Source organism: Streptomyces tremellae (genome assembly GCF_039540215.1).
Lineage (GTDB): Bacteria > Actinomycetota > Actinomycetes > Streptomycetales > Streptomycetaceae > Streptomyces > Streptomyces tremellae.
Window position 1 is genome coordinate 95,281 of sequence record NZ_BAABEP010000004.1, and the last position, 25,956, is coordinate 121,236.

Annotated in this window: 18 protein-coding genes; 10 read left to right on the plus strand and 8 right to left on the minus strand. The window is 75.5% G+C overall.

What is annotated here, in order from left to right:
• Positions 1-126 precede the first annotated feature (126 nt).
• Entirely contained in the window at positions 127-615 is a 489-nt protein-coding gene (locus ABEA77_RS05285; protein WP_345641856.1) for a DUF2269 family protein, read from the minus strand.
• Between the two features lie 123 nt (positions 616-738).
• On the opposite strand from ABEA77_RS05285, the gene ABEA77_RS05290 reads away from it, so the two are divergent.
• Positions 739-3,018, plus strand: a complete 2,280-nt coding sequence (locus ABEA77_RS05290; protein WP_345641859.1) for an FUSC family protein — start codon at positions 739-741, stop codon at positions 3,016-3,018.
• A gap of 138 nt (positions 3,019-3,156) precedes the next feature.
• On the opposite strand, the gene pgm is transcribed toward ABEA77_RS05290, so the two are convergent.
• On the minus strand, positions 3,157-4,797 hold the full coding sequence (gene pgm / locus ABEA77_RS05295) for a phosphoglucomutase (alpha-D-glucose-1,6-bisphosphate-dependent) (RefSeq protein ID WP_345642172.1): 1,641 nt from the start codon (positions 4,795-4,797) through the stop codon (positions 3,157-3,159).
• A gap of 183 nt (positions 4,798-4,980) precedes the next feature.
• Here pgm and ABEA77_RS05300 point away from each other — a divergent pair, with 183 nt between their 5' ends.
• Positions 4,981-7,893 (plus strand): FAD-binding and (Fe-S)-binding domain-containing protein, encoded by a 2,913-nt coding sequence (locus ABEA77_RS05300; protein WP_345641862.1) that lies wholly within the window; start codon positions 4,981-4,983, stop codon positions 7,891-7,893.
• Positions 7,894-7,922: 29 nt separating this feature from the next.
• Here the strand turns inward: ABEA77_RS05300 and ABEA77_RS05305 are convergent, their stop codons facing one another.
• Positions 7,923-9,254 (minus strand): L-fuconate dehydratase, encoded by a 1,332-nt coding sequence (locus ABEA77_RS05305; RefSeq protein ID WP_345641863.1) that lies wholly within the window; start codon positions 9,252-9,254, stop codon positions 7,923-7,925.
• Positions 9,255-9,736: 482 nt separating this feature from the next.
• Here ABEA77_RS05305 and ABEA77_RS05310 point away from each other — a divergent pair, with 482 nt between their 5' ends.
• The 3 genes from ABEA77_RS05310 to ABEA77_RS05320 all read left to right on the plus strand — a co-directional run bounded on the left by ABEA77_RS05310 (position 9,737) and on the right by ABEA77_RS05320 (position 14,785).
• Positions 9,737-11,038 (plus strand): M14 family zinc carboxypeptidase, encoded by a 1,302-nt coding sequence (locus tag ABEA77_RS05310; protein WP_345641865.1) that lies wholly within the window; start codon positions 9,737-9,739, stop codon positions 11,036-11,038.
• A 181-nt stretch (positions 11,039-11,219) separates the two neighbouring features.
• Positions 11,220-13,871: an ATP-binding protein gene (locus ABEA77_RS05315; protein ID WP_345641866.1), complete on the plus strand. Its 2,652-nt coding sequence runs from the start codon at positions 11,220-11,222 to the stop codon at positions 13,869-13,871.
• A gap of 32 nt (positions 13,872-13,903) precedes the next feature.
• Positions 13,904-14,785 carry a pentapeptide repeat-containing protein gene (locus ABEA77_RS05320; RefSeq protein WP_345641868.1) on the plus strand — a complete coding sequence of 294 codons (882 nt, stop codon included), beginning with the start codon at positions 13,904-13,906 and terminating at the stop codon, positions 14,783-14,785.
• A 22-nt stretch (positions 14,786-14,807) separates the two neighbouring features.
• Here the strand turns inward: ABEA77_RS05320 and ABEA77_RS05325 are convergent, their stop codons facing one another.
• The 4 genes from ABEA77_RS05325 to ABEA77_RS05340 all read right to left on the minus strand — a co-directional run bounded on the left by ABEA77_RS05325 (position 14,808) and on the right by ABEA77_RS05340 (position 19,021).
• Positions 14,808-16,028: a D-alanyl-D-alanine carboxypeptidase family protein gene (locus ABEA77_RS05325; protein WP_345641870.1), complete on the minus strand. Its 1,221-nt coding sequence runs from the start codon at positions 16,026-16,028 to the stop codon at positions 14,808-14,810.
• A 232-nt stretch (positions 16,029-16,260) separates the two neighbouring features.
• A complete protein-coding gene (locus tag ABEA77_RS05330; protein WP_345641871.1) occupies positions 16,261-17,202 on the minus strand; it encodes a helix-turn-helix transcriptional regulator in 942 nt (313 codons plus the stop codon).
• Between the two features lie 169 nt (positions 17,203-17,371).
• Complete coding sequence (locus ABEA77_RS05335) at positions 17,372-18,187, minus strand: IclR family transcriptional regulator domain-containing protein (RefSeq protein WP_345641873.1); 816 nt, start codon at positions 18,185-18,187, stop codon at positions 17,372-17,374.
• Between the two features lie 216 nt (positions 18,188-18,403).
• Complete coding sequence (locus tag ABEA77_RS05340; protein WP_345641875.1) at positions 18,404-19,021, minus strand: TetR/AcrR family transcriptional regulator; 618 nt, start codon at positions 19,019-19,021, stop codon at positions 18,404-18,406.
• A 198-nt stretch (positions 19,022-19,219) separates the two neighbouring features.
• Between ABEA77_RS05340 and ABEA77_RS05345 the strand changes: the two genes are divergently transcribed.
• From ABEA77_RS05345 to ABEA77_RS05365, 5 genes are all read left to right on the plus strand, one after another.
• On the plus strand, positions 19,220-20,143 hold the full coding sequence (locus tag ABEA77_RS05345) for a phosphatase PAP2 family protein (protein WP_345641878.1): 924 nt from the start codon (positions 19,220-19,222) through the stop codon (positions 20,141-20,143).
• The gene (locus ABEA77_RS05350) at positions 20,140-21,084 is read left to right on the plus strand and encodes a DMT family transporter (protein WP_345641881.1); all 945 of its coding nucleotides are present in this window, start codon (positions 20,140-20,142) and stop codon (positions 21,082-21,084) included. The genes ABEA77_RS05345 and ABEA77_RS05350 overlap by 4 nt, the downstream gene beginning before the upstream one ends.
• A 116-nt stretch (positions 21,085-21,200) precedes the next feature.
• On the plus strand, positions 21,201-22,229 hold the full coding sequence (gene tdh, locus ABEA77_RS05355) for an L-threonine 3-dehydrogenase (RefSeq protein WP_345641883.1): 1,029 nt from the start codon (positions 21,201-21,203) through the stop codon (positions 22,227-22,229).
• Positions 22,230-22,258: 29 nt separating this feature from the next.
• Entirely contained in the window at positions 22,259-23,452 is a 1,194-nt protein-coding gene (locus ABEA77_RS05360) for a glycine C-acetyltransferase (protein ID WP_345641886.1), read from the plus strand.
• Positions 23,453-23,502: 50 nt separating this feature from the next.
• Positions 23,503-24,417 (plus strand): LysR family transcriptional regulator, encoded by a 915-nt coding sequence (locus ABEA77_RS05365; protein WP_345641889.1) that lies wholly within the window; start codon positions 23,503-23,505, stop codon positions 24,415-24,417.
• Between the two features lie 26 nt (positions 24,418-24,443).
• On the opposite strand, the gene xylB is transcribed toward ABEA77_RS05365, so the two are convergent.
• Positions 24,444-25,919 (minus strand): xylulokinase, encoded by a 1,476-nt coding sequence (gene xylB, locus ABEA77_RS05370; protein WP_345641892.1) that lies wholly within the window; start codon positions 25,917-25,919, stop codon positions 24,444-24,446.
• Positions 25,920-25,956 lie beyond the last annotated feature (37 nt).

Consider the following 25,956-nt stretch of genomic DNA (forward strand, 5'->3'; position numbering starts at 1 on the left):
CCGGCCGCGCGCTCGGTTGGTTGCCGCGCGCTCGGTTGGTCGAGGGGACCACAGGGCCGGAGCCGTACGCCGGGGCGCGCGACCGAGGGGTCCGCGGGGCCGGAGCCGTACGCCGGGGCCCGCGGGCTACGGGCGGTAGACCATCAGCACCGCGACGACCACCCACAGCAGGTTGAAGACGCCCGCGAGCATCGCGAGCCTGCCGGGCGCGGCCGGGGCGGCGGCAGGCGCGGTGGCCGCGCCCGCGGAGCCCGCGAGCGCACCCTCGGCGCTCGCGCCGCCCAGCGCGTCGAGCGCGCCCTGCTGCGCGGGCAGCAGGAAGACCAGGACGCCCGCGGCGAGCACGGTCAGCACGATCGACGCCACCAGCCAGGGCTTCCCGAGGCCGCCGTGCATGCTCGCGAGCCCGAAGCCGAAGACCGGCACCGCGATGGACACCGCCGCGTACACCCGGCAGATCCGGCCGAGCACCCCCAGCGCGCCCCGGGCGGCCGCCGGGTCGGAGCCGGCCTGCGCGCGGCGCAGCACCGAAGGGAACATGCTCGAAGCGACCATCACGGGGCCGAGCCCGACCACCACGGCCAGGATGTGCAGGATCAGGAGCAGTTTCGACATGGGCCGAGGCTAGCCGGGGTCTTCCCGGGGTCCGGTGGGTGGGACTGCCCACCGCCCCGCGGGCCGGCCATGCGATGCTTGGACCGACTCTGACCATGGTCGGAAGGCAGGTGCGGGGAGACGATGCCAGCGACGCGCGGGGCCGCGCAACGGGCCAGGACGCGGCTCTGGGACCGCTTCTCCGCGTCCGATCCCGGCCTCATCCGGCTGATGGCCGCGCTGCGCACCGTGGGCTCGATCGTGCTCACCCTCGGGGTCCTCTTCCTGCTGCACACCCCCGTGATCCACTTGGTGGCCGGCGCGATGGGCGCGATGGTCGCCACCTTCGCCATCCGCGAGAAGGAAGAGGGCAAGCAGGCCGTCACCCTTGCCCTCGGGCTGCTGACGGCGCTCGTGTCGGTGTCGCTCGGCGCCCTGCTCGGCGGCCAGATCATCGTGAGCGACCTGGTGTTCCTCGCGCTGATCTTCGGTGCCGTCTACGCCCGCAGATTCGGCGACCGCGGCTACACGATCGGCCTCTTCGGCTTCCAGTTCTACTTCGTGTCGCTGTTCGTGCACGCGACCCCCGGCGCGCTGCCAAGGCTCTGGCTCGCCCTGGCCGTCGCCTTCGCGTGCAGCGCAATCTCCCGTTTCCTCCTCTTCCGGCAGACCACCGCGGGCACCCTCAGCCGCCTGCGCACCGCCTTCCGCGCGCGCCTGTCCCAACTCATCGCCATCCAGATCGAGATGTTCGACGCCGCGCCGGACGAGCTGGAGAAGGTCCTCGACGACCTGCGGCGGCACACCGCGCGGCTGCACGAGGCCGCGCTGATGATCCAGGGCAGGCTCGACGACTCGCCGGAAGACCCGGCCACCGCCGATGTCCTCCAGCGCCGCATCGCCGACGCCGAGATCAGCGCCGAGCGCCTCGGCGTGCTGCTGCTCAACGCCCGCAGCGCGGAGCGCGCCGACACCCTCACCCTGCACCTGCCGCACGCCCCCGTGCCCGCCCAGCCCACCACGGGCGGCCTCGGCGCCGACACCACCGCGCTGCTGCGCCGCGACCTCAAGGCGCTGCACCTGCTGATCACCCGGCTCGGCCCCGAACACCGCGGCACCGCGCTCACCCGGGTCCGCAACCGGCTCCTCGGCTACCGCGAAGAGGAGAACCTCCCGCAGGGCCCGGCCGCCGTGCAGGACGTCTTCCGCGGCATCGGCGAGGCCACCCGCGCCGTGCTCGGCCTGCGGCTCGCCCTCGACGGTCCTGGCGACGAGTCCGACGACACGGCGGAGACGGCCAGGTCCCGCGAGGAGTTCGAGGCGGAGGAGGTCTCGGCGGGCAGCGCCGTCGACACGGACGAGGGCGAGGAGACCGGGCTGAAGCGGCGCTCCACACGCGCCGCCTTCCAGGTGGCCGTCGGCTCGGTACTGGCCATGACCGGCGGCGAGTTCCTCTCCGACCAGCGCTGGTACTGGGCCGTGCTGACATGCTGGGTCGTCTTCCTCAACACCTCGTCGACGGGCGAGATCCTGGTCAAGGGCTACCGCCGCCTCATCGGCACCGTGTGCGGCGTGATCTGCGGTGTCGTGCTCGCCGGGCTCGTGGGCAACCACACGTGGACCGCCTTCGGCCTGGTGCTGCTGTGCATCTTCGGCATGTTCTTCACCGCGCCGCTCAGCTACGCCCTGATGTCCTTCTTCGTCACCTCCATGCTCGGCGTGCTCTACACGCTGCTGCACACCTACAGCGTCTCCGTGCTGATCCTGCGCATCGAGGAGACGGCCCTCGGCGCCGCGTGCGGCATCGTCGCCGCGCTCGTCGTCCTGCCCGTCCACACCGACCGGCGCACCGACCAGCTGCTGCACACCGTCCTGCTGCGGCTCGGCGAGGTCGCCTCAGCGGCCGTCGCCCAGCTCAGCGGCGGCCCCACCGCCGACCTCCTCGACATGGCGCGCGACCTCGACAGCGCCCTCGACGACCTCCGCCGCTCCGTGCAGCCCCTCACCCACCCCTTCACCCCGCTGCGGGAGCGGCGCCAGACGGTGCGCTACCTGGTGGCGCTGCTGGAGAGCTGCGCCTACCACGCCAGGTCGCTGGCCGCGACCGCCGAACTCGTCCCCTACAGCAAGCGGATCGCCGCCGACCCCCGGCTCGCCGGCGCCGGGGACCGGATCGCCCACAACATCGCCGTGCTCGCCGCCCGCGCCGCGGACGAGGACGCGGCGGGCGAGGTCGAGTCGGGCGCCAGCATCGCGTCCATGCTGGAGGAGACCGATCCCACAGCCCTGCGCAGCGGCACGGTGACCTTCCGGGTCCTGCGCCACCTCCAGCGGCTCGACGAGGGCGTCGTCGGCCTCGCCCGCCCGCTGGGGGTGCCGGTCGAGACCCCGGAGGGCCGGCGGGCGCACCGCACGGCCGCCTGACCGGACGCCGACCTGACCCCGGGCCGCGCCCCGGCCCGCTCGTCCCGGCCGACGGCCCTCAGCGGGCGGGCGAGGCCGACGGCACCAGGCCCGGGGGCCCGCCGACCCCCGCACGCCCGGGTGCCCCTGGCGTGCGCGTCAGGAGCCGAGCGCCGCCGCCACCACCCCCTTGGCCTCCTCCTGGACCCGCGCCAGGTGGCCGGGGCCCTGGAAGGACTCGGCGTAGATCTTGTACACGTCCTCCGTGCCGGAGGGCCGGGCCGCGAACCACGCGGACTCCGTCGTGACCTTGATGCCGCCGATCGCCGCCCCGTTGCCCGGGGCCTCGGTGAGCACGCCCGTCACCGGCTCGCCCGCCAGCCGGTCCGCCGCGACCTGGTCGGGGGAGAGCTTCGCGAGCACCGCCTTCTCCTCGCGCGTCGCGGGCGCGTCGATCCGCGCGTACGCGGGGGAGCCGAAGCGCTCCGTCAGCTCGCCGTAGTGCTCGGACGGGGTGCGGCCGGTCACCGCGAGGATCTCCGAGGCGAGCAGCGCGAGAATGACGCCGTCCTTGTCGGTCGTCCACACCGAGCCGTCCCTGCGCAGGAACGAGGCGCCCGCCGACTCCTCGCCGCCGAAGCCGATCGACCCGTCCACCAGGCCGTCCACGAACCACTTGAAGCCGACCGGCACCTCCACGAGCCGCCGCCCGAGGTCGGCCGCGACCCGGTCGATCATCGAGGACGACACCAGTGTCTTGCCGATCCCCACGCCCCCGGGCCAGCCGTCGCGGTGGCCGTAGAGGTACTGGATCGCCGTCGCCAGGTAGTGGTTCGGGTTCATCAGGCCCGCGTCGGGCGTGACGATGCCGTGCCGGTCGGAGTCCGCGTCGTTGCCCGTCGCGATCTGGAACCTGTCGCGCTGCCCGATCAGGGACGCCATCGCGTACGGCGAGGAGCAGTCCATGCGGATCTTCCCGTCCCAGTCCAGCGTCATGAACCGCCAGGTCGGGTCCGTCAGCGGATTGACGACCGTCAGGTCGATCCCGTGCTGCTCCGCGATCCGGCCCCAGTACGCGACGGACGCCCCGCCCAGCGGGTCCGCCCCGATCCGCACGCCCGCCGCGCGCACGGCGTCCAGGTCGAGGACCGAGGGCAGGTCCGCGACATAGGTGCCGAGGAAGTCGTACCTCCCGGTGGTGTCCGCTGCGAGCGCCCGGGTGTACGGCACGCGGCGCACGTCCTTCAGGCCCGCCGCGATGATCTCGTTGGCCCGGTCCTGGATCCAGCCCGTCGCCTCCGAGCCCGCTGGCCCGCCGCTCGGCGGGTTGTACTTGAAGCCGCCGTCCGCGGGCGGATTGTGCGACGGCGTGACCACCACGCCGTCCGCGAGCGAGGAGGCCCTGTTCCGGTTGTACGTCAGGATCGCGTGCGACACGGCGGGCGTCGGGGTGTACCCGTCCGCGGCATCGAGCAGCAGCCGCACGCCGTTGGCCGCGAACACCTCCGCCGCCGTCACCTTGGCGGGCTCCGAAAGGGCATGGGTGTCCGCCCCGAGGAACAGCGGCCCGTCAGTGCCCTGCCGGGCCCGGTACTCGCAGATGGCCTGGCTGGTGGCCGCGATGTGGTCCTCGTTGAACGCGGTCGCGAGCGACGAGCCGCGGTGGCCCGACGTGCCGAACGCGACGCGCTGGTCCACCTCGCCCGGGTCCGGGTGCAGCGCGTAGTACGCGGTCACCAGGCGGGCCACGTCCGTGAGGTCCTCAGGACCGGCCGGCCTGCCCGCTCGCTCGTGTGCCATCTGCCACTCCTCCGTGTCGGTCGTCACGCGATCGATCTCCTGCCCCATCCTCTCAACCCGCACGCGGCTCGGCGCGCGGTTGTCCACAGGCGGGGCCCGCCGGTCGGACAGTGTGATGAATACCTGTGGAAAAACGTGGCTGACGGCCCGCGACACGGGTACGGAAGAGGTCGGAGGACGCCTGTGACCACGCACCCCGACCACCCGCACCCCGACGCACCGCGCCCCCGCGCGACCGGCCCGCGCGAGAGTGCGGACCCGGGCCCCGAGGCCCTCGCCGCCGCCCTGCGCCGCGCCGGCCTCGCCGAGGTCGACACCTCGTCGAGGCGCCGCGCCGAGTACTCCTCGGACGCGTCCAACTACCGGGTCGTGCCCACCGTGGTCGCCTTCCCCCGCCACGCCGACGAGGCGGCGGCCGCCCTGGACGTGTGCAGGCGCCTCGGCGTGCCGCTGACGGCGCGCGGCGCGGGCACCTCCATCGCGGGCAACGCGGTCGGCACGGGAGCCGTCCTCGACTTCTCCCGCCATCTGCACCGCGTGCTCGCCGTGGACCCCGACGCCCGTACCGCGGCCGTCGAGCCCGGCGCCGTCCTCGACACGATCACCGCGGCCGCCGCCCCGCACGGCCTGCGCTTCGGCCCCGACCCGTCCACCCACGCACGGGCCACCATCGGCGGCGCGCTCGGCAACAACGCCTGCGGCTCCCGCGCCCTCGCCTACGGCAGGACCGCGGACAACGTCGTCGACCTCGACGTGCTCACCGGCTCGGGGGTGCGCTTCACCGCCCGCGCCGGGCTGGGCTCCCCGGGCCCGGAGACCGGCCGCGAGGCCGAGCTGCTCGCCGGTCTCCACGCCCTCGTGCGCGACCGGCTCGCGCTGATCCGCACCGAGTTCGGCCGCTTCCGCCGCCAGGTCTCCGGCTACGGGCTCGAACACCTGCTGCCCGAGAACGGCGGCGACGTCGCGAAGTTCCTCGTCGGCACCGAGGGCACCCTCGGTGTGCTGCTCGGTGCCACCGTCTCCCTGGTCGAGGCGCCCCGGCACACCGTGCTCGCCGTCCTCGGCTACCCCGGCATGGCCGAGGCCGCCGACGCCGCGCCCGCACTGCTGCCGCACCGCCCGGTGGCGCTCGAAGGCATGAACGCCCGCCTCGTCGACGTCGTACGGGCCAGGCGCGGCGCCGCCGCCGTACCCGACGTACTGCCACGCGGCGACGGCTGGCTGTTCGCGGAGACCGCGGGCGACACCCCGGCCGAGGCCGAGGCCGCGGCCCGGCGCCTCACCGCCGCCTCAGGCTGCCTCGACTCCGCCGTCGTCCAGGGCCCCGCGGCCCGCGCCCTGTGGCACATCAGGGAGGACGGGGCGGGGCTCGGCGGCCGTACCCCCGCGGGCGCCCCCGCCTGGCCCGGGTGGGAGGACTCCGCCGTCCCGCCCGAGCGCTTCGGCGCGTACGTACGCGCCGTCACCGCCCTGCTCGCCCGGCACGGCCTCGACGGGCTGATGTACGGCCACTTCGGCGACGGCTGCCTGCACGTGCGGATCGACTTCCCGCTCGCCCACCGGCCCGCCGCCCTGCGCGCGTTCGTCACCGAGGCGGCAGAACTCGCGGGCAGCCACGGCGGGTCGGTGTCCGGCGAGCACGGCGACGGCCGCGCGCGCGGCGAACTGCTCGGCCGCATGTACGGTCCTGAGGCGCTCGACGCCCTCGCCGCCGTCAAGCACCTCTTCGACCCGGACGACTTGCTCAACCCCGGGGTGATCGTGCGGCCGAGGCCTCTCGACGCCGATCTCAGGGTGCCGGCGGCGGCTGCGCCGCCGCGCCGTCTCGCCTTCGCCTACCCGGACGACGGCGGCGACTTCACCACCGCCGTGCACCGCTGCGTCGGCGTCGGCAGGTGCCGGGCCGACGCCACCGGGGTCGGCGCAGTGATGTGCCCGTCCTTCCTCGCCACCCGGGACGAGAAGGACTCCACCCGGGGCCGGGCGCGCGTCCTGCAGGAACTCGCCAACGGCCGCCTCGTACGGGGCGGATGGCGCTCAGCGGAAGTCGCTGAATCCCTCGACCTGTGCCTGTCCTGCAAGGGCTGCGCCGTCGACTGCCCGGCGGGCGTCGACATGGCCACCTACAAGGCGGAGGCGCTCCACCAGCGCTACCGCCGCAGGCCGCGCCCCGCCGCCCACTACGCGCTCGGCCAACTGCCGCGCTGGGCGCGGCTCGCCGCGCGCGCTCCCCGCCTCGCGAACGCGCTGCTCGGCGGCGGCCTCGCAGCCGCGCTCGCCAAGCGTGCGGGAGGCGTCGACCCGCGCAGGCCGCTGCCGCGCTTCGCGCCGCGTACCTTCAGGTCGTGGTTCGCCGAGCACCCCCGCGCGCAGGGCGAGCCCCTCACCCTCTGGGTCGACACCTTCACCGACCACTTCAGCCCGCACGTGGGCCGGGCCGCCGTACGCGTCCTGGAGGACGCCGGATACTCCGTCCGGATCCCCGACGGGCCGGTCTGCTGTGGGCTCACCTGGCTCAGTACGGGCCAACTCGACGGTGCCAGAAGGCAGTTGAGCCACACCCTGCGGGCCCTCGAACCGTCCCTCGCGGCCGGGACGCCGATCGTGGGCCTCGAACCGTCCTGCACGGCCGTCCTGCGCGGCGACCTCACCGCGCTGCTGCCGGACGACCCGCGCGCCGGGCGCACCGCCGCCGCCACCCGCACCCTCGCGGAACTGCTCGCCTCCACCCCCGGCTGGTCGCCGCCCGACCTCACCGGGGTGCGCGGTGTGGCCCAGCCGCACTGCCACCAGCACGCCGTCCTCGGCTGGGACGCGGACGCGGCGCTGCTGCGCGCCGCGGGCGCCGACGTCGACGCGGTCGGCGGCTGCTGCGGCCTCGCCGGCAACTTCGGCGTGGAGAAGGGGCATTACGACGTGTCGGTGGCGGTGGCCGAGACGGCGCTGCTGCCCGCGGTGCGCGCGGCGGGCGAGGACGCCGTGGTGCTGGCCGACGGCTTCTCCTGCCGCACCCAGCTCGACCACCTCGCCCACCGGGGCGGAACCCACCTCGCGGAACTGCTCGCCGACCGCCTGCCGGACACACCGCACGCGTAGCCGGGGCCGGACCGCTGCGCCGGACGGTGTCAGGCGCGCCCGCGCGCGGCCCACACGGGACCGTCCGGGTAGCGGAACTCCTTGAGCGTCTCGTCGCGCATCCGCGTGCCGAAGCCGGGGGCCGTGGGCGCCGCGTAGTGCCCGTCCACGATCCGCACCGGGTCGGTGAAGTGCTCGTGCAGGTGGTCCACGTACTCGATGACCCGGTCCTCCGTGGTGCCGGAGACGGCGACGTAGTCGAACATGGACAGGTGCTGCACCATCTCGCACAGCCCCACGCCGCCCGCGTGCGGGCACACCGGCACGCCGGACTTCGCGGCGAGCAGCAGGATCGCGATGTTCTCGTTCACACCGCCCACCCGCGCCGCGTCGATCTGCACCACGTCGACCGCGCCCGCCTGCAACAGCTGCTTGAAGACGACCCTGTTGGCGACGTGCTCACCGGTCGCCACCTTGACCGGCGCGACGCCGCGCCGCACCGCCGCGTGGCCCAGCACGTCGTCGGGCGAGGTGGGCTCCTCGATCCAGTACGGGGCGTACGGCGCGAGCCTGCGCATCCACTCCACGGCGGGGCCGACGTCCCAGCGCTGGTTGGCGTCGACGGCGATCCGGACTCCGTCCCCGACCGCCTCCCGCGCGACCCGCATCCGGCGCACGTCGTCCTCGACCGAGCCGCCCACCTTCAGCTTGATCTGGGTGAAGCCGTCCGCGACGGCCTCCCGGGCGAGCCGCGCCAGCTTCTCGTCCGAGTAGCCGAGCCAACCGGGCGTGGTGGTGTAGGCGGGATAGCCGCGCTCCAGCAGCCGCGCGACGCGCTCGGCGCGGCCGGGGACGGCGGCGCGCAGGATCCCCAGGGCCTCGTCCCGGGTGAGCGCGTCGCTGAGGTAGCGGAAGTCCACCAGGTCGACCAGGTCCTCGGGGGACATCTCGGCGAGCAGCCGCCACAGCGGCTTGCCCGCCCTGCGGGCTGCGAGGTCCCAGGCGGCATTCACCACGGCGCCGACCGCCATGTGCATCACGCCCTTCTCCGGGCCGAGCCAGCGCAGCTGCGAGTCGTGCACCAGATCGCGCGAGAGGCCGCCGAGGTCCCCGCACAGCTCTTCGACCGAACGCCCCACCACGTACGGCGCGAGCACCTCGATGGCCTTGGCCTGCACGTCGTTGCCGCGGCCGATGGTGAACGCGAGCGCGTGCCCTTCGAGTCCTTCGGGCGTGTCGGTGCGCAGCACGACGTAGGCGGCCGAGTAGTCGGGCTCGGGGTTCATGGCGTCCGAGCCGTCCAGCTGCTCGGAGGTGGGAAACCTGATGTCCAGCACGGACAGCTCAGTGACGCGTGCGGTGGACGGCGGTACAGGCGGCATGGCAACACTCCAGACGAGGCGGAGGCGCGGCGGTTCCATGGCGGCCCCCACGGCCGCGGCACAGCCTAGGACGGCATACATCCAATGTCTAGTGAGAGATGGGATGTATGTGCTGGGCCTGACCGGTGCGTAATCGCGGTATATCGCGCAAGGCGCAGGGGAGCGATGGTCAGTCATGGGATGTATGGCGAAGGGTGTCGGAGGTGGGCCGCGCCGGGTGGACCGCGCCCGGCGGGCCGCCTGTTTCAAGGGATCGCAAAGCCGGAGGGGGTGCGTGACGGCGAGTGTTGACGCCGTGCCTCGAAGTGACTGACTATCGCACGGTGCGCCACCGGCCGGGGCCGCGCGCGGAGCGCCGCGACAGCGGAGCGACGGAGCAAGGGGGCGCTCGCGGACCGGGGCGCCGGGAACCGGAAAGCGAACAAGCGGGAAACGAACAACCGAACAACCGACAACCGACAACACAGACAGATCGGAAGGCTGTGCCGCCGCGCTACCCCACCGTCGGTGAACTGACCGCACGAGCCGGAGCGCTGGCCGCCGCGCATCCAGGGCGCGCCGCGCTGCGGCGCGTCGGACGCTCCCGCGGCGGCGAACCGCTGACCCTGCTCACTGTCGGCCGCGGCGAGCGGGACGTCCTCGTCGTCGCGGGGCCGCACGCCAATGAGCCCGTCGGCGGGGCCACCGCGCTCCGCCTCGCCGAACACCTCCTGGCCGCCGCGCCCGGCGACGGCGCCGGGGCCGCCTGGCACCTGCTGATCTGTCTCGACCCGGACGGCGCCCGCCGCAACGAGCGCTGGCTGAGCGGCCCGATGACTCTGGACCACCACTTCCGGCGCATGTTCCGGCCCAGCTTCCACGAGCAGCCCGAGTGGCTGCACGCCCGCTCCCGTGCCGAACTCCTCCCCGAGACCCGGGCGCTCGTCGACCTCCAGGACGAACTGCGGCCCTTCGTCCAGTTCTCCCTGCACGGCGTCGACATCGGCGGCAGCTTCGTCCAGCTGACCCGGCCGCTGCCCGGCATCGGGGACGCCCTCGCGCGCTCGGCGGCCGACCGGAACATCCCGCTGGAACTCTCGCCGTTCGACGCGTTCTTCTGCCCCAGCTCCGGCGCCGGGGTCTTCGACATGCCGCCGCCCTCCCGGCGCGACCTGTTCACCGGATCGCTCTCCCCGAGCCACGCCTCGACCTGGTACCACCCGTACCGCTACGGCACCACGACCGCCATCGTCGAGGCCCCGATGTGGGCCGCGGACGAGATGGCCGATCCCTCGCCGCACCCCGACCCGCGCGGGGCTGTCACCGGCATCGGCCGCCTCACCGAGCGCGACGCCGAGTTCCTCGCCGGGCTCGCCGACCGGGTCAGGCCGCGCGTACCCGTGCACGTGGCGCCGCTGCTGCGGACCGTGGACGACTTCCGCCGCAGCTGCCCCGCCCTCGTCGCCGAGTGGGCGCCCGAGTCGTTCGCCGGCTTCCCCGGCGGCCTGTCCGGGCTCAACAGCGCCCAGGTGCTCGCGCTCACCATCGCCGCCCGCCGCCTCGTCCTGCGCACCGCGGGCATGCTCTACCAGACGGTCGAGGCCTGCGGTCCCGCGGCCCACGACGTGCGGGACGCGCTCGACCGGTTCCTCACCGCGCGCTGCGCGGTGTTCGAGCGGCGCTGCCGGCCCCGCTGGGTCCCGGTGGCGGACCAGGTGGAGCACCAGTTCCAGGTCGTACGGGCCGCCTTCGCGCTGCTCACGGAGGGTGCCCGTACCCCGGGGGCGGCCGCGGCCCCTGCCTGAGGCCGGCCGCCCCGGCCACCGGGGCGGGGCAGGGTACTCCCTTCCGGCTCGCACCGCGGGCGACTCGCCGCGAAACCCGGAAATCGAGACGGATCCCTGCCCCGGCGCCGTGCCCCGCGGCTACCCTCGACTCCTCACGTCCGAGAAGCGTGTGCCGCACGTGCGAGAAGGGAGCTGGCGGATGGACCTCAGGCCCGGTCTCCCGCACGACCTCCCGCTGCTGGAACGCGAGTCGGAACTCGCCGCCGCCACCCAGGCCGTACGGGCGCTGTGCGGCGACGCCTCGCCCGGCGCGCGCCCCACCGGCGGCGTCCTCGTCTACCGGGGTGCCGCCGGGCTCGGCAAGACCGCGCTGCTCGCCCGGGTCCGCGAGATCGCCGCCGAGCGGTGCGTGGTGTGGTCGGCGCGCGGCGGCGAGACGCTCTCCTCCGTGCCCTTCCACGTGGCGCGCCAGCTCCTGCAGCCCGCGCTCACCGCCGGCCCCGGCGAACTCCTCGGCGACTGGTACCCGATCGCGGGTCCCGCGCTCGGCGTCGCCCCGCCAGGTGCCCAGTACGGCGACCCGCAGGGCGTCAGGGAAGGACTCGACGTCCTGGCGGCGGAACTCGCCGACGCCTACGGCCCGTTGGTCCTCCTCATCGACGACGCCCAGTGGGCCGACCTGGAGACGCTGTCGTGGCTCGCGTCCTTCGCCCACCGGCCGGGTCCCGGACTGCCGGTCCTGCTGGTCGTGGCCTACCGCACGGGCGGCGCGACCGGCGTCGCCGCCGACCTGCTGGAGTCGATCGGGCAGGGCGCCAGGCTCCGCACCACCCTCGGCGCCCTCACCGCCGACGCCGCAGGACTGCTCGCCCGCACGGTCCTCGGCCCGCGGGCCGACCCCGCGTTCTGCCGCGAGGTGTGGGACGTCACAGGCGGCAACGCGTACGGGACCGTGGAACTGCTCGCGCGGGTCAGGGACAGCAGCCTCGACCCGGTCGGCGGGTCCGCCGCCGCGCTGCACGACCTCGCGGCCTCCACCCGCGGCACGGGCCTCGTCCGGCGGCTCGCCGAACTCGGTACCGCCACCATTCAGTTCGCCCGCGCCGCCGCCATCCTCGGCACCGGCATCCCGCTCGGCACCGCGCGGGCCCTGGCCGGCATGGGCCGCGCGGAGGCGGAGGAGTGCGCCGAGCGGCTGCGGGCCGCCCGCATACTCGTCGGCACCGACCCGCTGGAGTTCGTGCACCCGCTCATCGCGAGCGCCGTGTACGACTCGATCCCGCCCGCCACCCGCACCGCCCTGCACGGACGCGCCGCGTGGACGCTGGCCCGGAGCGGCGGGGGAGCGGCCGCCGCGGCCCCGCACCTGCTCGAAGTGCACCCGGACGGCGACCCCGAACTCGTACAGCAGCTGCGCGAGGCCGCGGCCGGGCACCTCGCGGTCGGCGCGCCCGCCGCGGCCAGGCGCTGCCTCGAACGCGCCCTCGAAGAACCGCCGCCGCCCGCCGTGCGCGCCGAGGTCCTCTACGAGCTCGGCTGCGCCTGGCTGCTGACCGCGCCCGCGACCACCGTCTCCCACCTGCGGGACGCGCTCGACCTACCGGGGCTCGCGGGCGTGCACCGGGTCGACGCCGTGCTCAGGCTCGCGCAGGCGCTGGCCCACAACGACCAGAGCGCGGAGGCCGCCCGGGTCGTCGCGGCCGAGGCCGAGGTCTGCCTGCCCGGCCCCTTCAAGGAGCGGCTGACCGCGGCGCGCTTCCTCTGGGAGGGCGTCAGGGACGCGGAGTCGGACGGGGCCGGGCGCTCCCGCCGCCTCGCCGAGGCAGCCGACGGGCTCACCGGCGCGGACGGCACAGAACGCGTACTGCTCGCCCTGCGGGCCTTCGACTGCGCCCTGCGCGGGGAGAGCGCGGCGCGCGTGGTGGCCACCGCGGAGCGCGCCCTGCCGGACGGACGCCTCGCGCCCGGCATGCGGTGGACCGACACCGAGTGGAGCTTCGAAGTGCCCGGCGTGCTGGGCCTCGCCTACGCGGTCACGGACCGGCTCGACCGCGCGGAGGCCCTGTTCACGGAGGCGCTGCACGCGTTCGAGCGCTCCGGCTGGAGCGGCGGCCACCTGGCCTTCGCCCACGCCATGACGGGGTACGTGCACCGCAGGCGCGGGCGGCTCGCGGAGGCCGAGGCGTACCTGTGGGAGGCCGTACGTCTCGCCGAGGGCGTCGGGACCAACCTGCCCGTGCAGTGGCAGGCCGTCAGCGCTCTCATCGACACCCTGCTCGCCCGCGGCCACGTGGAGCGCGCGGCGGCCTGTGCGGACCGGTACGGCTTCGCGCGGCCCTACCCGAGCACGATGATCCTGCCCGACGCCGCCTGCGTGCGCGGCCGGCTGCTGCTCGCCCTCGGCCGCACCGGCGAGGCCGTCACCGAACTGACCGCCGCCGGCCGGGCGCTCACCGCGCGCGGGCGGCACAACGTCGTCGCAGGGCCCTGGGCGCTCGACCTGGCGGAGGCGCTCGCCGGCACCGAGCCGCGGCGCGCCGCCGCGCTGGCCGCCCGCGCCCTGGGGGAGGCAGAGCGGTTCGGGACCCCCACCGCGGTCGGTACCGTCCTGCTCTGCCAGGCGTCGCTCGCCGAAGACGGGGCGCGCGCCGCGCTGCTCGAACGGGCCGTGGCACACCTGGAGGCGTCCCCGTGCGCCGACCTGCGCGCCCGCGCCCGGATCGAGCACGGCATCGCCTCCGGGTCCGCGGCGGACGTGGACGCCGGCGTCTTGCTCGCCGGGCGGTGCGGCGCCGACGGGCTGATCGCGCGCGGCGCGGGAACGGCCGCCTCCGGCGGGCCCCGGTCCTGACCCGCCCTCCCGCGCCCCCGTACCCTCGCAGGGTGCCCGCGCCATCCGACGACCCCCGCCCAGGTACGGTGCCCCCGCCCGGGGCGCCCGAGCTGCGCGGCGACTGCGCCGACTGCTTCGGCCTGTGCTGCGTCGCCCTCTCCTTCTCCGCCGTCGAGGGCTTCCCCTCGGACAAGGGCGCGGGCGAGCCCTGCGGACACCTGCGCGACGACTTCGGCTGCGCCGTCCACCGGGAGCTGCGGCCGCGCGGCTACGCGGGCTGCGCCACGTACGACTGCTTCGGGGCGGGGCAGAAGGCGTCCCGCCACACCTTCGGCGGCGTGGACTGGCGCCAGGAGCCCGCGACGGCGCCCGCGATGTTCGCCGTGCTGCCGGTGCTGCGGCAGCTCCAGGAACTCCTCCACTACCTCGCGGAGGCCCGCGCCCTGCCGGCCGCGCACCCGCTGCACACCGAACTCGCCCGCGTGTACGGACTGACGGAGCGGCTCACGCTCGCCGACGCCGACACCCTGCTCGTCACGGACGTGGCGCGGCACCGCGCCGAGGTGGTGGCGCCGCTGCTGGCCCGCGCCGCCGAGCTGGCACGCGGCACCCGGCCCGATGGCCGCACAGGCCGTGGCGCGGGGCCGCGGCGGCTGCGGGGCGCCGACCTGTCAGGCGCCCGGTTCACCGGCGCCGACCTGCGCGGCGCGGACCTGCGGGGCGCCCGTCTGATCGCCGCCGACCTGCGCGGTGCCGACCTGCGCGGGGCCGATCTGATCGGTGCGGACCTCAGGGGCGCCGACCTCGCGGGCGCCGACCTGCGGGACACGCTGTTCCTCACGCAGTCCCAGCTGGATGCGGCGAAGGGCGACAGCACGACCGCGCTGCCGCCCCGGCCGGTGCGCCCCGCCCACTGGGGCACGGCGCCCTGAAGGAGCCGCGGCGGGCCCGCGCTCAGTGGGCGCGCCGCGCGCGCCGCACCAGGAACAGCGTCGCCCCGGCGAGGACCGCGGCCCCGACGAGCGCGAGCGGCACCAGCACCCCGGTGCCGTCGCCGGTGCTCGACGCCTGGGCCACCGCGCCGTGCCGGTCCGCCGTGGCGCGGCCGGACTCCGCGGTGTCCGCGCCCGCCGCCTTCACCTGCGGGGCGGGGGCCAGCGAGCCCACCGGGGTGGTGTGCCCGTCCGCGGTGAAACCCCAGTCGAGCAGGCGCCGCGCCTCCTCGTAGACGGCGTCGGGCTCGCCGGACTGCGGGTTCATCAGGGTCACCAGGATCGTTCTGTCGCCGTGCCGGGCGGCGGCGACCAGGGTGTTGCCCGCGTTCGTGGTGTATCCGTTCTTCACGCCGATCATGCCGGGGTACGTGCGCACCCCGTGGGCGCCGCTGAGCAGCCTGTTGGTGTTCTGGATGCCGAAGGTCCTGCCGCCCTCGCCGGGGAACTGGGCGTCGGGCGTGGACGCGTACGACGCGAACTGCGGGTCGGCGAGCCCCGTGCGCCCGAACACCGCCAGGTCGAAGGCGGACGACACCTGGCCGGGCGTGTCGTAGCCGTCGCAGGAGACCACGTGCGTGTCGAGTGCGCCGAGCTGCCGGGCGCGGCGCTGCATCTCGGCGACGGTCGTGTCCCAGCCGCCGTTGAGCGACGCCAGCACGTGCACCGCGTCGTTGCCCGAACTGAGGAAGACGCCGCGCCACAGGTCCGCGACCCGGTACGAGTGCCCCTGCTCGACGCCGACGAGGCTGCTGCCCTCGCCGATGCCCGACAGGTCGGCCTGGGTGACCCGGTGACGGGACGCGGCGGACAGGTGCGGCATGGTGGTGAGTGCGAACAGGGTCTTCAGGGTCGACGCGGGCGGCAGCTTGCGGTGCGCGTCGTGCGCGGCGAGCACGGCGCCCGAGTCGGCGTCGGAGACCAGCCAGGACAGCGACGAGACGTCCTTCGGCGGCGCGGGGGTGCCGGGCCCTGGCCGCGCGACGGTGCCGCTCCCGTAGAGGTCGGAACTGTCGACGTACGCGGGGGCGGGCGCGGGCGGGAGTGGATCGGTACGGGTCAGGGCGGGCGGGGACTGGGGGCGTGCGGCGTGCGCGGTGGCCGCGGGCCCGAAGGCCAGCAGACCGGAGGCCAGGGCCGCCGTCCCGGTGAGCGCGGTGCGCTTCGCGGATCTGATGATCATTCAGCCACGGTAGGAAGGCCCCGGCGCGCCCGCACCGCCACGTGCGCCGACCGGAGGTACGCGGCCGCCCGGCCGGGTCCACCCGGCTGACGCGGGCCGCGGGCGCCCGGCGAGGGCCGCTCCGCCGACGCGCGCGGGGTGGGCGCGGCCGTCCTGGCCGCGCCCACCCCGGGACCCACCGCCGGTGCCCCGTTCCCGGGATCCCGGCCTCACGAGCCCGCGGGCGGGTCCGTCAGGAACCCGCCCGGACGGGCTCCTGGCCGCGCCCGTCGCCGAACGCGTGCCCCGTCTCCGCGACGGGGACCGGCGGCGCGTACGCGCCCAGCGCTCCGGGCCGGCCGAGCACCCCCGCGCTCAGCGCCCCGAGCCGGCCGAGGGCCTCCGCGTCCGGGGTGCCCGGCCTGGCCGACTGGGCGATGATCCGCAGGTCGCAGCCGGGCACCGTGATGACGTCGCAGTCCACCGCGACCGCGCCGACGTCCGGATGGCGCACCGTCACCCACTCGCCCTCGTGGGAGCCGGTGTAGCGGGACGTCCACAGCTCCGCGAACCGCGTGCTCGACCGCCGCAGACCCGCGACCAGGGACCGCAGCTCCCCATCGGTCGGATAGCGGGCGGCCGCCGCCCGCAGGTCCCCCACGAGCGCCGTCTCGAACCTGGCCGCCTGCTCCGGCGTACGGGTGACACGGCTCGGCGCCGCGGTGAAGTGCCGCCAGGCGACATTGCGGCAGGGACTGGCGACGGCCGGGGCGGGGTCGCCCAGCAGCGCCGCCCACAGCGGGTTCCAGGCGATCAGCGACCAGGTGGCGTCGTGCACGCCCACGGCGGCCCCCGCCAGGCCGTCGAGCAGCCGCCGCACGCTCGGCGGCACCCGCCGCGGCACCAGGTCGGTGGCCGGGGGCGCGTGCCCGGCCAGCAGGAACAGATGGCGCCGCTCCGCGTCGTCGAGGTCGAGCGCCCGCGCGAGCGACGCCAGCACCTGGGACGAGGGCATGGTCGCCCTGCCCTGCTCCAGACGGGTGATGTGGTCGACGGACAGTCCGGTCAGCCGTGCCAGCTCCGCGCGCCCCATCCCGGGGCCCCCGGCGCCGTCCCCCGGCAGTCCGGCCCCGGTGGATGCGATCCGGTCACGCCAGCGATGCAGCGCCGCGCCCAGCTCTCCATGTCGGGTCATGGCCTCAGTATCGGCGGCACACCCCGGACCTGCGCGGCGTCCGCCCGCCGGCCACGCGCCGTGACGGATCACGCAGCGTGGCCGCGCCTCGGCGTGGCCGCGCCCGGCCCTGCACGTGGTCGGCGCGCGAGCCCTGTCCGACATGTGGCCGCCCCGCCGTGCGGCGGGTTCAGCGGCCCGGCGAGGCCACCCGCAGGTCCTCCTCGACGCGGGCGACGGTGGCCAGCAGGTGCGGCAGCAGGCCGGTCCGTACGGACTCGACCGAGTGCCGGCTCGCGTGGACGGGGATGTTGACGGCCGCGACCACCGCGCCCGCGCCGTCGCGCACCGGCGCGGCGACCGAACGCAGCCCGGCCTCCAGCTCCTGGTCGACGACGGCGTAGCCCTGCTCCCTGATCGCGCGGAGCTCGGCGCGCAGCTGCCCGGCGGAGACGATGGTGCGGTCCGTGGGTGCGGTCGGGCGCCCCCGGTCCACGAAGCCGTCCCAGCGGTCCTCGGGCAGGTCCGCGATCAGCACCCGGCCGACCGAGGTCGCGTACGCGGGGAAGCGGGTGCCGACCGTGATCGTCGTCGTCATGATCCGGCTGACCGGCACCCGGGCGACGTACACCACGTCGTCGCCGTCCAGCACGCAGAGCGAGGACGACTCGTGGACCTCGGCCACCAGCCGCTCCAGGTGCGGCTGGGCGATCTCGGGCAGCGTGACACTCGACAGGTAGGCGTAGCCGAGTTCGAGCACCCGCGGGCTGAGCCGGAACACGCGGCCGTCGGTGTGCACATAGCCGAGGTCGGCCAGCGTGAGCAGGAAGCGGCGCGCGGCGGCTCGCGTCAGGCCGCAGGCGCGGGCCACCTCGCTCAGCGTCAGCTCCGGGCGGTCGGCGCCGAACGCCCGGATCACGGCGAGGCCGCGTTCGAAGGAGCGGACGAAGTGGGGTCCGCGCTCCCGCTCGCCGTCCGCGCCGCTCGCGCCGTCCGCGCCGGTCATGGGGGATCCTCCCTGGTACGCCCGCGTGGCCCGCCGGGCGGCGGGCGGGGGACACCCGCGATTCTCGCAGGGGGCCGGGGGCGTACGCGCGCCGGTGGGCCTCCGGGGGGAGGCCCACCGGCCGGTGGTGCGCCGCGCCCGTCCCCACGGTGCGGCGCCCGGCGGCCCCTGCCCTCCGCTCGTGGGCGCGGGGCCGCCGTCTCGGGGGCCGGGCCCTCAGCCGGCCGGCGCGGGCGCGGTCCGGGAGGCGGGTGCGATGCCGAGCGCAGGCAGGACCGACGCCTCCACGAACCGCACGAGGTACTCCTCGTCCGCGTGGACGCCCCGCAGCAGCAGCCGCGCCCGCAGCACGCCGAACAGCTGCACCGCCACGAACTCCACGGCCGGGTTGTCCTGCGCGACCTCGCCGCGCTCGACGGCCCTGCGCACCATCGCGTCGATCTCCGCGACCGCCGGCTCGACCAGGTTCTCGCGCAGCGCCGCAAGCAGGTCGGGGTTCTGCTGGGCCGCGTGCGCGAGGGCCTGCGTCAGGGCCGTGTCCGCGTGCGCCTTCGTGCCGGTGGCCCGTGCCACCGCCCGCAGGTCGCCCGCGAGCGTGCCCGTGTCGATCTCCCCGAGCCGCACACCGCGCATCCCGCGCAGCGCGGCGCACACGAGCTGCGGCTTGGTGCCCCACTGGCGGTACAGCGTCGACTTGCCGCACCGGGTGCGGGCCGCGATGCCCTCCATGGTCAGCGCCTCGTATCCGCCCTCGCGGAGCAGGTCGAGCGCGGCCGTGTAGAACTCGCGCTCGCGCTCGGGTGTGATCTTGGAGCGGCGCTGTGTTGACGCCATCGACTCTCCTTCCGGGTCCCGGAGGTGACGAGTGAGCGGGGTTCGGGTGCTCGGATGTACGTGCGACATCGATACGCCAGTGTACCGATACGGCCCCGTATCGGTACACTGGCGTATCGATAAGGGCGAGGCGCGTGCCGAGCCGCCACCGCACCACGACGTCGCACGCCGTGCCGCACACGCGAAGGGGTCGGGTGAATGAAGGCCCGGACTGATCCCGCCCTGCGGAGCCCCGCCCCGCTCACCGCCCGGCGACCCGGCTCCCCGCGAATACCCTCCGCCTCCTCCGCCCCCCTGCGCTCGCTGCGGCCGGTCGCCGCGCGGACCGCGCCGGCCCCTGCGCCCCGGCCGGACCGCAGGCCGCCCCTCACCCGGGAGCTGACCCTCGTCGTCGCCCTCTTCCTCGTCTACAAGCTCGGCAGGCAGCTCGCGGCCGGCCGCACGGCGGACGCCTTCCGGCACGCCGGGGACGTCTGGCGGCTCGAACGTTCCCTGCGCCTGCCGAGCGAGGCAGGCGTCCAGCACCTGCTGCTGCACAGCCACCCGCTGGTCCACGCCGCCAACACCTACTACGCGGCCGTCCACTTCCCCGCGACGGTCCTCTTCCTCGCCTGGCTGTACTGGAAGCGCCCCCGGCACTACGTCTGGTCGCGCCGCGTCCTGACCGCCGTGACCGGCGGTGCCCTCGCGCTCCACCTGCTGCTGCCGCTCGCCCCGCCCCGGATGCTCACCGCGACCGGGCTCATCGACACCGCGCGGGTCTTCGGCCCCTCGGTGTACGCGGCCGACCCCGCGGCGAACTCGGTCGAGAACCAGTTCGCCGCCATGCCCTCGCTGCACTTCGGCTGGGCGCTGATGGTGGCGGTCGGGCTGATCGCCGCGAGCGCGTCCCGCCTGCGGTGGCTGTGGCTGCTGCACCCGCTGGCCACCCTCTTCGTGGTGATCTCCACCGCCAACCACTACTGGCTCGACACGCTGGTCGCCGCGGCCCTGCTGGCCGCCGCGCTCGCCGTGCTGCGGGTGCCCGAGGCGACGGGCCGGCCGCTCGCCGCCTGCGGGCACCTGCCGGGCCGCAGGACGGGGCACCTCGCCCCCGCGTATCCCGCCGGGGCGCGCCGGTGAACGCCGCGACCCTGGCCGCCGTGGCCCTCTCGCTCATCTCCGCCGTCGCCTACGCGGTGGCCGCCGTCGCCCAGGAGCGCCTCGCCGCCCGGGGCGCCGCACGGCCCGGCGGGCTGCCCGCGCTGCTGCGGCGCGGCGCCTGGTGGTGGGCCGTGGGGCTGAACGCCATGGGGGCCCTGCTGCACGTCGCCGCGCTCACCTACGGGCCGCTCACCGTCGTCCAGCCGCTCGGCGCGCTCACCCTCGTCGCGGCCGTGCCGCTCGGCGCGTACCGTGCGGGGCGCCGCGTCACCAGGGGGGAGTGGACGGGCACCGCGTACACGCTCGTCGGCCTCGCCGCGATCCTGGTGGCGGCCGCAGGCGGCGCACCCTCCCGCGCGCTCTCGCTGCCGCAGGCCCTCGGTGTCGCCGTGGCGGCCGCCGCGCTCGCCGCGCTGCTCGTGGTCTCGCTGCCGGGCGCGCGCCCCGGGCTGCGCCACGCCACCGCGTCCGGCATCGCCTCCGGCGTCGCCTCCGCGCTCACCCAGACCGTCACCCTCAGCCTCACCGCGCACGGTGGCCTGCCCGCCTGGGGGATCGCGCTGGTCGCCGCGCTCGTCGCCGTGTCCGCCTGTGCCGGGCTGCTGCTCGCGCAGGCGTCCTACCGCGGCGGCCTCGGCGCCCCGCTCTCGCTGCTCACGCTCGCCAACCCGGTGGCCGCGTCGGCGGTCGGGATCATCCTGCTGGGCGAACGCGTGCAGGGCGGTCCGCTCGGCATCGCCGCCGCCGCGGCCGGCGCGGTCCTCGCCGCGCGCGGCGTCGTCCTGCTGACCCGCGCCGTCGACCCGGTACGGCGGCCGAGCAGCGACGACGCGCCGGAAGCCGGCACGGGGAGCGGACGGGCAGGGAGCCTGCCCGCCGTCCCCTCCCAGCGGCCGAGGCGCCGTGCGGGGCACGTGTGAAGCTCCCCTGTGGGCCCGGTTAAGAAATCCTCGATGGACGGCGGCGGCCCCCTGCGGCGAGATTGGTCGCGGAACACGATCACCGTCCGCCCCACCACCCGCCGGGAGCCACGCCGATGAAGGCACTCGTCAAGCAGCACGCCGCACCAGGGCTGTGGCTCATGGACGTCCCGGAGCCCGAGTACGGCCCCGGCGACGTGCTGATCCGGGTCCTGCGCACCGGCATCTGCGGCACGGACCTGCACATCAGGTCGTGGGACGGCTGGGCGCGGGGCGCGATCCGCACACCGCTGGTCATCGGCCACGAGTTCGTCGGCGAGGTCGCGGCGGTCGGCGCCGACGTGTCCGAGGCCGCCGTGGGGGACCTCGTCAGCGGCGAGGGCCACCTGGTCTGCGGCACGTGCCGCAACTGTCTGGCGGGCCGCCGCCACCTGTGCCGCAACACCGTCGGCCTCGGCGTCGGCCGCGACGGCGCCTTCGCCGAGTACGTGGTGCTGCCCGCCGCCAACGTCTGGGTGCACCGCACCCGGGTCGACCTGGACGTGGCCGCGATCTTCGACCCGTTCGGCAACGCCGTGCACACCGCGCTCACCTTCCCCTCCCTCAACGAGGACGTGCTGATCACCGGCGCGGGCCCGATCGGCATCATGGCCGCCGCCGTGGTCAGGCACGCCGGGGCGCGCAACGTCGTCATCACCGACGTCAGCCCCGAGCGCCTCGCGCTCGCCCGCAAAGTCGGCGTCACACTCGCCCTCGACGTCTCCCGCCACACGATCGCGGACGCGCAGGAGCAGCTCGGCCTCAAGGAGGGCTTCGACATCGGCCTGGAGATGTCAGGACGCCCCGAGGCCGTGCGGGACATGCTCGACAACATGACGCACGGCGGGCGGATCGCGATGCTCGGGCTGCCCGCGGCGGAGTTCGCCGTCGACTGGGCGAAGGTCGTGCAGCACATGATCACGATCAAGGGCATCTACGGCCGCGAGATGTTCGAGACCTGGTACGGCATGCAGGTGCTCATCGAGGGCGGCCTCGACCTCACCCCGGTCATCACCGGCAGCTACGGGTACGAGGACTTCGACGCCGCGTTCGACGAGGCGGCCACCGCGCGCAGCGGCAAGATCATCCTCAACTGGGACAACTGAACACGCCCACCGATCCGGGAGCTCATCACATGTTCGCGTCTGTACGGGACGACCTGCGTGCCACCCTCGACGAGATCCGCGAGGCGGGACTCTTCAAGCCCGAGCGGGTGATCACCACCCCGCAGAGCGCCTCGGTCGGGGTCGGGGCCGACGGCTCGGCCGCCGAGGTCCTCAACTTCTGCGCCAACAACTACCTCGGCCTCGCCGACCACCCCGAGGTGCTCGCCGCCGCCAAGGACGCCCTGGACCGGTGGGGCTACGGCATGGCGTCCGTGCGCTTCATCTGCGGCACCCAGGAGATCCACAAGGAGCTGGAGGCGCGGCTGAGCGCGTTCCTCGGCCAGGAGGACACGATCCTCTACTCGTCCTGCTTCGACGCCAACGGCGGCGTCTTCGAGACCCTGCTCGACGCGCAGGACGCCGTCATCTCCGACGCGCTCAACCACGCCAGCATCATCGACGGCATCCGGCTGTCGAAGGCCCGCCGCTACCGGTACGCCAACCGGGACATGGCCGAACTCGAACAGCGCCTCAAGGAGGCGGGCGACGCGCGCCGCCGCCTCGTCGTCACCGACGGCGTCTTCTCGATGGACGGCTACGTCGCCCCGCTGCCGGAGATCTGCGACCTCGCCGAGCGCTACGACGCGATGGTCATGGTCGACGACTCGCACGCCGTCGGCTTCGTCGGCGACGGCGGGCGCGGCACCCCGGAGCTGCACGGGGTCATGGACCGCGTCGACATCATCACCGGCACCCTCGGCAAGGCGCTGGGCGGCGCCTCCGGCGGCTATGTCGCCGCGCGCGCGGAGATCGTCGCGCTGCTGCGCCAGCGCTCCCGCCCGTACCTGTTCTCCAACTCGCTCGCCCCGGCGATCGCCGCCGCCTCCCTGAAGGTCCTCGATCTGCTGGAGAGCGCGGGCGAGCTGCGCGAACGGCTGAAGGCGAACACGGCGCTCTTTCGCCGCCGCATGGCAAAGGAGGGCTTCGACGTGCTGCCCGGCGACCACCCCATCACCCCGGTGATGATCGGGGACGCGGGCGAGGCGGGCCGGATGGCCGAACTGCTCCTGGAGCGCGGCGTGTACGTGATCGGCTTCTCGTACCCCGTGGTGCCGATGGACAAGGCCCGCATCCGGGTCCAGCTGTCCGCGGCGCACTCCGCCGAGGACATCGAGCGCGCGGTCACCGCCTTCACCGCCGCGCGGGCCGCCCTGCACGGCTGACCCGCGCCCCGCTCGGGCCGCTGTCCGCCCATGCCTGACAAAATGGACGGGTGATCGACCCGAAGCGCCTGCGCGTCCTGCGGGCCGTGGCGGACCACCGTACGGTGACCGCCGCGGCCGCCGCGCTGTACCTCACGCCCTCCGCGGTCTCCCAGCAGCTGGCCGCGCTCGAACAGGAGACCGGGCACGCGCTGCTGGTGCGCAGCGGGCGCGGCGTGCGGCTCACGGCCGCGGGCGAGATCCTGCTGACCCACGCCCACGCGGTGCTCGCGCAGCTGGAGCGCGCCGAGGCCGAGCTCGCGGCGTACGAGGGCGGGACCGCGGGCGAGGTCACCGTGGCGTCCTTCGCCACCGGCATCGCCGAGGTGCTCGCGCCCGCCGTGCGCTCGCTGTCCGCCGCACACCCGGGCATCCGGGTGCGGGTGCGCGACGCGGAGGGCGACGAGAGCCTGCCCATGGTCCTGGACGGCGCGGCGGACGTGGCGGTGGCCGTCGAGTACCGGGGCGCGCCGAAGGAGGACGACGTACGGCTCTCGCGGGTGCCGCTGTACGCCGAGCCGTTCGACGCGGTCCTCCCCGACGACCACCCGCTGGCCGCCCGCACGGACGTGCAGCTCGCCGCCCTCGCGGACGACGACTGGATCGGCCAGCACCCGGGCAACCCCTGCCACGAGGTGACCAGGCTCGCCTGCGAGCAGGCCGGGTTCGAGCACGTGCCGGTGCACTTCTCCGACGACTTCCGCGCCGTGGCCGCGCTGACCGGCGCGGGCGCGGGGGTCGCGCTCGTCCCGCGCTCCGCGCTGCACGGCATGGAGCTCAAGGGCACGGTCGTACGCCCGGTGGCCGGGCCCCTGGCGACCCGCAGGGTCTTCGCCGCGGTCCGCAGGGGAGCGGCGGGCCATCCCCTGATCGCCCCCGTGCTCGCGGCCCTGTCCGCGGCGGCGGCGGGGCTGAGCACGGGCTGAGTCCCGCCCCGCGCCCCACCGGCGGGTCACGAAAGGAGGCTCGGCGCCGACCGCTCAAGCACGGAGGCGATGCGCTGCCACGCCCGCGTGTCCCGCGCGACCGGGTCGAGCTCGGGGCCCTCGCCCGTGCCCCACTCGGTGGCCACGGCCACCGGGTCGCCGCCGCCCGCCGCGGCCGCCGCGAGCGCCGCGGCGCCGAGCGCCACCAGTTCACCGCTGGCCGGGACGATCACCGGACGGCCCGAGAGGCGCAGCACCGTCGACGTCCAGGCGCGGCCCCGCGCGCCGCCGCCGATCAGCCGCAGCGGACGGCCGGCGGCACCGGGCTCGTCGGGGTCGAGACCGCAGGCGCGCAGCACCTCGTCGAGCGCGCGCAGCACCGTGAAGGCCGCGCCCTCGTAGGCGGCGCCGAGCAGCTGCCGTGCCGTGGTGTCGTGGCGCAGCCCGGTCAGCAACCCGGCGGCGGTCGGCAGGTCGGGGGTGCGCTCGCCGTCCAGGTACGGCAGGAGCACGGCCTCGCCCCCCGGCTCCGCGTCCTCCCTGCCGAGTCCGAGCAGCTCCGCCACCTTGTCGACGGCCTGCGTGCAGTTGAGGGTGCAGCCGAGCGGCAGGTATGTGCCGTCGGCGGCGGCGAAGCCGTTGAGCGCGGCCGAGCGCGGCCGGGTCCTGGTCGCCGCGAAGACCGTGCCCGAGGTGCCGAGGCTCAGCACCGGATGGTCGAGGAGGCCCTCGCCGCCGAGCCCGAGCCCCACCGCCGCGCTCATGTTGTCGCCGGTGCCGGCGGCCACGGCGATCCCCGCGGGCAGGCCGAGCGCCTCGGCCGCCGCGGCGGTCAGCGCGCCGGCCCTGGTGCCGCCGGTGGGCGCCACGGCGGGCAGCAGGTCGGTGTCGAGGCCGACGAGCGCGAGCAGTTCGGGGTCGTACGCGCCGGTCGCGGTCGCGTACCAGCCGGTGCCCGAGGCGTCGCCCGGGTCGGTGACCGCCGTACCGGAGAGCCGCTCGGTCAGGAAGTCGTGCGGCAGCCGCACCGCCGCGGCGGCCTCCGCGACGGCGGGCTCGTGCTCGCGCAGCCACTGCCACTTCGTCGCGGTGATGGAGGCGACCGGCACGGACCCGGTGCGCTCGGCCCACGCCTGCGGGCCGCCGAGCGCCTCGGTGAGGGCGGCGGCCTGCGGCGCGGAGCGGGTGTCGTTCCACAGCATGGCGGGGCGCAGCGGCCGGCCCGCGCCGTCCAGCACCACCAGGCCGTGCTGCTGGCCCGCGACGGCTATCCCGGTCACGGCGGCGGGGTCGGCCCCGGCCTCGGCGAGGCCGGCGGCGACCGCCTCGCGCAGTGCCCGCCACCACACCTCGGGGTCCGTCTCCCGGGCGCCGGCCTCCCCGCTCACCCGGTGCTGCGCGCGCCCCACGGCGAGCAGCTTGCCGGTGACGGCGTCGGTGACGGCGGCCTTCGTGGACTGGGTGGAACTGTCCACGCCGATCACGAGGGGGCTTCGCGACATGGGGTCCTCTTCTCCGGGCCACGGCGGCCGGCGCCGT

What these genes read in the sequence shown, in the direction of transcription:
- ABEA77_RS05330 (WP_345641871.1), bottom strand. Translation starts at nt 17,202, where the DNA reads ATGACCCGACATGGAGAGCTGGGCGCGGCGCTGCATCGCTGGCGTGAC.
- ABEA77_RS05305 (WP_345641863.1), bottom strand. Translation starts at nt 9,254, where the DNA reads ATGCCGCCTGTACCGCCGTCCACCGCACGCGTCACTGAGCTGTCCGTG.
- ABEA77_RS05285 (WP_345641856.1), bottom strand. Translation starts at nt 615, where the DNA reads ATGTCGAAACTGCTCCTGATCCTGCACATCCTGGCCGTGGTGGTCGGG.
- ABEA77_RS05360 (WP_345641886.1), top strand. Translation starts at nt 22,259, where the DNA reads ATGTTCGCGTCTGTACGGGACGACCTGCGTGCCACCCTCGACGAGATC.
- xylB (WP_345641892.1), bottom strand. Translation starts at nt 25,919, where the DNA reads ATGTCGCGAAGCCCCCTCGTGATCGGCGTGGACAGTTCCACCCAGTCC.
- ABEA77_RS05315 (WP_345641866.1), top strand. Translation starts at nt 11,220, where the DNA reads ATGGACCTCAGGCCCGGTCTCCCGCACGACCTCCCGCTGCTGGAACGC.
- ABEA77_RS05290 (WP_345641859.1), top strand. Translation starts at nt 739, where the DNA reads ATGCCAGCGACGCGCGGGGCCGCGCAACGGGCCAGGACGCGGCTCTGG.
- ABEA77_RS05325 (WP_345641870.1), bottom strand. Translation starts at nt 16,028, where the DNA reads ATGATCATCAGATCCGCGAAGCGCACCGCGCTCACCGGGACGGCGGCC.
- tdh (WP_345641883.1), top strand. Translation starts at nt 21,201, where the DNA reads ATGAAGGCACTCGTCAAGCAGCACGCCGCACCAGGGCTGTGGCTCATG.
- pgm (WP_345642172.1), bottom strand. Translation starts at nt 4,797, where the DNA reads ATGGCACACGAGCGAGCGGGCAGGCCGGCCGGTCCTGAGGACCTCACG.
- ABEA77_RS05335 (WP_345641873.1), bottom strand. Translation starts at nt 18,187, where the DNA reads ATGACCGGCGCGGACGGCGCGAGCGGCGCGGACGGCGAGCGGGAGCGC.
- ABEA77_RS05345 (WP_345641878.1), top strand. Translation starts at nt 19,220, where the DNA reads ATGAAGGCCCGGACTGATCCCGCCCTGCGGAGCCCCGCCCCGCTCACC.
- ABEA77_RS05340 (WP_345641875.1), bottom strand. Translation starts at nt 19,021, where the DNA reads ATGGCGTCAACACAGCGCCGCTCCAAGATCACACCCGAGCGCGAGCGC.